Origin of the sequence: Cupriavidus basilensis (assembly GCF_029335485.1) — a bacterium.
In the GTDB taxonomy this organism is placed as follows: Bacteria; Pseudomonadota; Gammaproteobacteria; order Burkholderiales; family Burkholderiaceae; genus Cupriavidus; species Cupriavidus basilensis_E.
Window position 1 is genome coordinate 1 of record NZ_JARJLM010000642.1, and the last position, 6,755, is coordinate 6,755.

General features: G+C 66.5%; 6 protein-coding genes and 1 pseudogene. 3 read left to right on the forward strand and 4 right to left on the reverse strand.

The window, feature by feature from the left end; translation table 11 throughout:
• Together P3W85_RS39545 and P3W85_RS39550 are read right to left on the reverse strand one after the other, a co-directional pair.
• The coding region (locus tag P3W85_RS39545; RefSeq protein ID WP_276268821.1) for a tripartite tricarboxylate transporter substrate-binding protein at nt 1-467 on the reverse strand (467 nt) is incomplete at its 3' end.
• Between the two features lie 58 nt (nt 468-525).
• Entirely contained in the window at nt 526-741 is a 216-nt protein-coding gene (locus tag P3W85_RS39550) for a hypothetical protein (RefSeq protein WP_276268822.1), read from the reverse strand.
• A 117-nt stretch (nt 742-858) separates the two neighbouring features.
• Between P3W85_RS39550 and P3W85_RS39555 the strand changes: the two genes are divergently transcribed.
• Nucleotides 859-1,224, forward strand: coding sequence for a DUF190 domain-containing protein (locus P3W85_RS39555; RefSeq protein WP_276268823.1), 366 nt, complete (start codon nt 859-861; stop codon nt 1,222-1,224).
• Here P3W85_RS39555 and P3W85_RS39560 read toward each other — a convergent pair.
• Nucleotides 1,221-2,708: an MDR family MFS transporter gene (locus P3W85_RS39560; protein WP_276268824.1), complete on the reverse strand. Its 1,488-nt coding sequence runs from the start codon at nt 2,706-2,708 to the stop codon at nt 1,221-1,223. The genes P3W85_RS39555 and P3W85_RS39560 overlap by 4 nt on opposite strands.
• A 293-nt stretch (nt 2,709-3,001) precedes the next feature.
• Entirely contained in the window at nt 3,002-5,023 is a 2,022-nt protein-coding gene (locus P3W85_RS39565) for a methyl-accepting chemotaxis protein (protein ID WP_276268825.1), read from the reverse strand.
• A 949-nt stretch (nt 5,024-5,972) separates the two neighbouring features.
• Between P3W85_RS39565 and P3W85_RS39570 the strand changes: the two genes are divergently transcribed.
• The gene (locus P3W85_RS39570) at nt 5,973-6,296 is read left to right on the forward strand and encodes an RNA chaperone Hfq (protein ID WP_276268826.1); all 324 of its coding nucleotides are present in this window, start codon (nt 5,973-5,975) and stop codon (nt 6,294-6,296) included.
• 225 nt (nt 6,297-6,521) lie between these two features.
• Nucleotides 6,522-6,755, forward strand: a pseudogene (locus P3W85_RS39575) (flagellin FliC); the annotation flags it as partial.

The window sequence follows — 6,755 nt, forward strand, 5'->3', positions numbered from 1 at the left end:
TCCGGCACCGAGTTGGCCCGGACCGACGGATGCACCGCCAGCACATTGGGCGAACTCGCCAGCAGGGAAACCGGACGGAAGTCGCGCTCCACCTGGTAGGACAGCGCGGGAAACAGGATGGGGTTGATGGTCAGGTTGCCGGCCGGCGCGACCAGCAGCGTGCAGCCGTCGCCCGCCGCGCGGCGCACCGCGTCGATGCCGATATTGCCATTGGCGCCGGGCTTGTTGTCCACCACCACAGTGACGCGCCGCCGCTGGTGCAGGCCTTGCGCGAGCGTACGGGCCAGCAGGTCGGCGGGGCCGGCCGCCGGGAACGGCACGACGATGCGCAGCGTGCCGCACGCGGCGGCCGGATCCGCCCGGGCCGCGGGTACGGCGCCTTGCCACGTGCCAGCGGCCGCCAGGCAGGCCAGTGCCGTCCTGCGTATCGCACGCCGGAGTTTGATTTCACGCTTCTGATAATGCATTGGAAAGGCCTGACCTGGAGTGGATAAGACGACTGCCTCGCTCCAACGCTGGCTTGTTTCATATGCAAAACACAAAACCATAAATGGAACCAAACAGAATATAGCCGCCCTCCCAAAGGAAGGAGACTAGGGTTATCCCTGAGAACATCGCCGATCCGTGGTCCGGTGCGCGGCGCAGGCGCGCTGGGAAGAAAATGCCGGCGATCGGCAGGCAGGCGGTCAGGAAAGCGTCGGAAAGGCCGGCGCGGGCCGCCCGCTCCCGGCGGATCGTCACACGGGATCGCTCGCCGCGGCTGGCCTAAACTGCAGACAGCACCCTGTCGCGGTGCGCCGTCGATGCCGCGGCCGCGGCACGCGTACACCGCCGCTGGGACGCATAGGAGGGGCTAACGTGCAAGGCTTCCAGCTCACGCTGTTCACCGTCGAGAATCGCCGCCACCACGGCAAGCAGTTATCGCACTGGCTGCTGCAGATCCTGCGGGAACTGCATATTCGCGGCGCCACGCACACAGTGGCGGCCGAAGGCATCGGCCATGACCACCGATTTCACACCTGGCATTTCGTGGAACTGGCCGACCGGCCCGAAGAGATCACCGTGATCGCCACCGCGGACGAAGTGCAGCGATTGTTCGACCGGCTGGCGCAGGAGGACATCCAGGTGTTCTACGCCAAGACGCCTGTCGAGTTCGGCTTCCTGGGCAAAAGCACGGCCGGCGCGCCGGGCTCCGGGACAGCACCGGAGCCCGGCAGCGCTTAATCCATGCTCGCGGCAACGGTGGTGGTACTGCTGCTGCCGCGCAGGGTGGCCTCCGGCAGGCGGGCCACCAGGAACGGCGCCACCAGGGAGACGGCCGCGCTCAGCAGGAACAGCGTACGGAACGCCACCTCGGCAGCGGCCCGCACTGCGCCGGCGTCGGCCGTATCGCCGCCCACCATGGCGCGGTGGAACATGCTCATCAGGATGTCCTCGCCGCCGCGCAGGTCCGCCACGCCCATGCCGCTATGGCGCAGCAACCCGATCAGCACCGTGGTCAGCACCGCCACGCCTACCGCTCCGCCCAGCATGCGCGAGAATGCGGTCAGCGCCGTGGCCACGCCGACCTGGTTCGGGGGCACCGCGTTCTGGGTCGCCACCAGCCCGCTGGGCAGTTGCAGCCCGATGGACAAGCCGAGCACCACCATGACCAGCGCGGTCAGCAGCACCGCATGGGGATCGACGAAGGCCAGCGCCACGATCGCCAGCGGCGCGACCAGGGAGCCCACCAGTTGCAGCGGCTTGTAGCGGCCGCTCCACGACATAAGCCGGCCGGAGATAAACGCGCCGAACGGGATCGCCAGCGTCAGCGGCACCAGCCGCAGCGCCGCGGCGTCGGCCTGCGCGCCGCCCACCACCTGGAAACGCAGTGGCAGGAGCACGGACATGGCGATCAGCTGGAAGAAGCACAGGAACAGCGTGATGCAGCAGATCGTCACCGTCGGCACGCGCAGCATGGCCAGCGGGATCATCGGATCGGCAACCCGGCGCTCCTGCCAGACGAACAGCACCAGGGCCGCCAGACCTGCCAGCAGCAGGCCAAGTGTCTGCGCCGCCAGGGCCGACTGGCCCTGCCCCAGCCGGGTCAGGAACACCAGCACGCCGGTCAGGCCGCCGCCGAACAGCAATGCGCCGACATAATCGATGCGATGACGGCGCCCGCCCACCGGCAGGTGCTTGAGCGCCCGGCGCACCACCACCAGGGCGATCAGCGCAAGCGGCAGGTTGATCCAGAAAATCCAGCGCCACGACAGGTAATGCGCCAGGTAGCCCCCGATCACCGGGCCCGCCATGCTGGCCACCGCCCACACACCGCTCACATAGCCCTGGTAGCGGCCACGGTCGCGCAGGGGCACCACATCGGCGATGGTGGCCTGGGACACCGAGATCAGGCCGCCGCCGCCAAGCCCTTGCAGGATGCGCGCGACGATCAGCTGCGGCATGGTCTGCGCCATCGCGCAGGCCACCGAGGCCAGGAAGAACAGCACGATCGCGAACGACAGCACGGACCGCCGCCCCAGCAGATCCGACAGCTTGCCGTAGATCGGCGTCACCACCGTCGATGCCACCAGGTAGGCCGAAACCACCCACGCCATCACCTCGAAGCCATTGAGCTGCAGCGCAATCTCCGGCAGCACCACGGCCACGATCGATTGTTCCAGCGCACCCAGCAGGATGGCCAGCATCAGGCCGAAGATGACCTGCATCACGGGCGCCGGCGGCACTGCCGGCGGGCCGTTTCCAGAGAGGGATGAGGAGGCCGCGGCGGGCGTGGAGGATGGGGGCGTTGTAGCCATCGCGAGCAATGGCTGGGAAACGGCGGTCATGGGCGGGCTGGGGGAGAGAAGCGCTGCGGGGACATGAAGCGCGATGCCGGCACCGCGGACGCGCCGGCGCGCTCCTGCCTGTTATTTTGTATACAAGGGCGCTATTGTAGGCCGAAGCCTTCCGCCCTGCATTGTCCCTGGCAGCGCTGCCAGCCCTCGCCTCTCCGGGAGGCTCAGAAGGATTCCCAGTCGCCGCCGGCCACGGCAAGGCCTGCGGCAGCCGGCGTGCGCGCGGCACGGCGCGCTGCCACCGGGGCGGCCATGGCAGGTTTGGCTTGCCGTGCCGACGGCTGCGTTCTGGCCGACAGCACCGGCTCGCGCGTCTGGCGCACCACCGGTGCGCGGGCCTTGCTGGGCAGCACGGGCTGGCGGCCGGTGCGGACCGCGCCAGCGCGCGGCGCGGCGGCGGCCGGCCGGGGAGTCGCCTTGGGCGCTACCGCCGTTGCCACGGGTGCCGCAGCCGGCGTCTTCGGTGCTGCCGGTGCCGCTGCCGGGCGCGCCGGCGCATGGTTCCTGGCGCCGGCATGCGGTGCCGGGCGCCGGGCGGCCGGCACCGGTGCCGCGCGGGACACCGCAGCCGCGCGCGGGGCGGCTGCGGCCCGCTCAGCCCGGAGCGGCTGCGCGGCCAGCGTTTCCGCCGGCGTCACCTGGAACCGGGAGACCTCGCCCACCAGCCCCGCGGCCTGCTGCTGCAGGCTCTCGGCGGCAGCGGCAGCCTCTTCCACCAGCGCGGCATTCTGCTGCGTCACGCTTTCCATCTGGCTGATGGCGCGGTTGACCTGCTCGATGCCCAACGACTGCTCTTCACTCGCGGCGGCGATCTCGCCCATGATGTCGGTCACGCGCTTTACCGCGCCGACGATATCGTCCATGGTGCGGCCGGCGTCTTCCACCTGCCTGGCCCCGTGGGCCACCTGCCCCACCGAACCATGGATCAGCTGGCCGATTTCCTTCGCAGCCGAGGCGGAGCGCTGCGCCAGGCTGCGCACTTCGGCCGCCACCACGCTGAAGCCGCGGCCCTGCTCACCGGCGCGGGCCGCTTCCACGGCCGCATTGAGCGCCAGGATATTGGTCTGGAAGGCAATCCCTTCGATCACCCCGACGATCTCGGCCACCTTGGCCGACGACTGCGAAATATGCTGCATGGTCTCGACCACGCTGCGCACGGCGCGGCCGCCCTCGGTAGCCACGCCGGAAGCCCTGGCCGCCAGTTCGTTGGCATGGCGCGCATTGGCGGCGTTCTGCCGGACCGTGGAAGTCAGTTGCTCCATCGAAGCCGCGGTCTGCTCAAGCGAAGCGGCCTGCTCTTCGGTGCGCTGGGAAAGATCGGTATTGCCGCTGGCGATTTCACGGGTGGCGCCGTCAATCGAGCGCGACGCGCCCTGGATACCATGCACCAGCGCAGCCAGCTGGCCAAAAGCACGCTCCAGCGCACCCAGCATGCTGCCCATCTCGTCGTCGCTGCGCGCCTCGATGGCATAAGTCAGGTTGCCTTGCGCCAGCGCCTGTGCCGCTTCCAGCGCATGGCGCGCGGGATGCGTGATCGAGCGCGTAATGCCGATGCCGAGGGCAGCGGCCAGGGCCACTGCCACCACGGCCAGGCCCAGCAGCAGGTTGCGGGCCATCTCATAACTGGCATTCGCCTCTTGCACCGCGGCCAGGGCCACCTTGCGCCCGGTCTCGGCCAACTCGCCGAGCTTGTCGAAATAGGGTGCCTGGGCCGCCGACAAGGTGGACACCAGCGCGCTGCGGGCGCCGTCGAACTCGTTGCCCTGCAACTGCCGCAGCACCATGTCGAGCTGACCGTTATAGCCCTGGCGCGCCTCGGTCAGGCGGCGATAGGTTTCCTGGACTTCCGGCTTGGCCGAGGTGGAAAGCCACTTGCCCAGTTCGTCCAGCGTGGCGCCCATATCCTGGCGCAGCGCGAGAATCTGCTCGGCATTGCGCCTTACCGCAACGGGATCCTCATTCAGGGTGGCATCGCGCACCAGGATGCCGATCGACAACGCATCCTGCTTGACGCGCTCGATGTCCAGCACCTTGAACAGCCGCCCTTGCACCGTGATGCGCATCGATTCGTTCATGGTGCGCAGGGACGTCATGCCCAACACGGCAACGGCAACGAGCAACAATGCCACTACCGCAAACGCCATCGTCAGGCGCGCCCCAATGCCAAAGTTTCGCAACCAACGCATGTTTTCCGGCTCCTTTTGCTTTCATCGCGAGCGCTTTTTTCCCGCTCCGGACACACTTCCGGCTCGACGCCGCACCGCGGGCTTAACGGCAGCAAGGGGGCAAGCTTGAGGATTACGCGGCGATTTCGCCAAATAAAAGGGAAAATGCGAAAAAGAAAGGAGATATAGGGGCAAAAAGCCCGGCAATTCGAGTGATTGACGAAGCGCGACCTGTCGTCTAATGACACTCAGGCACTCCGAAGTGCCGCCCTCGGCGCTTGTCGCCGGAGGCGCACAAACAAAACAAGTGGCGCAAAAAAAAGAAGCCCACGCGCGGGGTGCTCGTAGGCTTTCCAGGACTGCGAAGAGCCGAAAGGCTCCATAGCAAATATAAACCGCGCTTACATGAGGTGTAAATCCAATTTCTATCAGGGATATCTCTGATAGAAAAAGTGACGAAAATACCACGCAAGTGATGATTGTTCGACATGGGAGGCACCTCGCCAAAAGGCCAGGGCCACCTTGCTGCCTGCAAACCCGTGCCGCACGGGGGCGCAGGCGCAGGTGGCGTTGGGACTTGCGGCACAATGGCACATCCCTTACGGATGAACATTGTGACGCAAGTGCATTATTAGAGGAAATCCTCTAATTCCGGCATGCCGCCCAACCGTCCAGATTTGTAAAATTTTGTTACCCTCGCCCCTGAAGTATTCCCCTTCTCTTCTGGCGGCACCCACCGCCAACGTTTGCGGGGCAGCATCGGATCCACCAGTCCGGCCCACGCCGCGGCCGGTCGCGCCCCGGGCAGCCAGTTACAGCGCCAGCACCGAGAGCGGATGTTTCATTTCCCGCCCCGCCCAGGCCACGCCGCAGCCCGCGCCCAGCAGTGCTGTACCAACCCAATTGCCCGGGTCCGGTCACCGGATCCTCGCCAGCCGCCAGAACCCGCGCGGGCTCTTCCGGAGACGTTGTGAAGAAGAAGGAAAGCAGGATCGATCGGCCAAGCAGGAGGCTGCAGCAGCTACAACTGTCTACCCACATTGCCAGCCGCAATCCGGTCGTGGTGCACCTGGCCAGCGGCATCCGCCTGCACGGGGTGATCGTGGCCTCGGACAGCTATATGGTGTTGCTGGCGGAAACGCCGCAGGACCCGCTTCCGCAAGTCATCTACAAGCACGCCATCGCCGTGATCACGCCCGCCCATGCGCCCGAGGCCATCGCGTCGGTGCCCGGCGCGGAGAGCTCGCCGGATTTCGTCAGCTTATATACCCCGCGCACGCGCAAGCGCCGCTAGGCCATGCCGCGGGTGGCAGGCTGCCAAGCCGGCCGCGGCCATCTCCATCGCAATTCCTATCCGCATCCCGGTATCTGTTCATCGCAAAGATCACTCTAAATCTTTCCCGGCCCCAACCGATAACCCAAACAACGGTGGCACTTCTCGCCCTGCTTTACCAGGCAGCCAGCGTTGCGGCAACAGCCGGATTGAACTACCTACTGTGATAAAAATAGGAGCTGTACCATGTCGATGACCATCAATACCAATACGCTGTCCCTGATGACTCAGAACAACCTGAGCTCGTCGCAATCGTCGCTGAACACCGCGATCCAGCGCCTGTCCTCGGGCCTGCGCATCAACAGCGCCAAGGACGACGCAGCCGGCCAGGCCATCGCCAATCGCTTCACCGCCAACATCAACGGCCTGAGCCAGGCTCAGCGCAACGCTAACGACGGCATCTCGCTGGCGCAGACCACG

Coding starts and splice junctions, on each gene's coding strand:
- P3W85_RS39560 (WP_276268824.1), bottom strand. CDS start 2,708: ATGCAGGTCATCTTCGGCCTGATGCTGGCCATCCTGCTGGGTGCGCTG.
- P3W85_RS39565 (WP_276268825.1), bottom strand. CDS start 5,023: ATGCGTTGGTTGCGAAACTTTGGCATTGGGGCGCGCCTGACGATGGCG.